A 255-nucleotide genomic window follows, 5' to 3' on the forward strand; every position below is an offset into this window, starting at 1 on the left:
GTCTTCCGGCGTGCGGGTTTTTCACCCGCATTATCGTTACTCATGTCAGCATTCGCACTTCTGATACGTCCAGCATACCTCCCGGTACACCTTCAACCGCTTACAGAACGCTCCCCTACCACTCATCTTAAGATGAATCCGCAGCTTCGGTGCATAGTTTAGCCCCGTTACATCTTCCGCGCAGACCGACTCGACCAGTGAGCTATTACGCTTTCTTTAAAGGATGGCTGCTTCTAAGCCAACCTCCTGGCTGTC

General features: G+C 52.2%; 1 rRNA gene. It reads right to left on the minus strand.

Annotated features, from left to right (window positions below):
• A 23S ribosomal RNA gene (locus PSH54_RS20745) occupies nt 1–255 on the minus strand; the annotation flags it as partial.

The organism is Pseudoalteromonas sp. Angola-30 (genome assembly GCF_028599215.1).
Lineage (GTDB): Bacteria > Pseudomonadota > Gammaproteobacteria > Enterobacterales > Alteromonadaceae > Pseudoalteromonas > Pseudoalteromonas atlantica.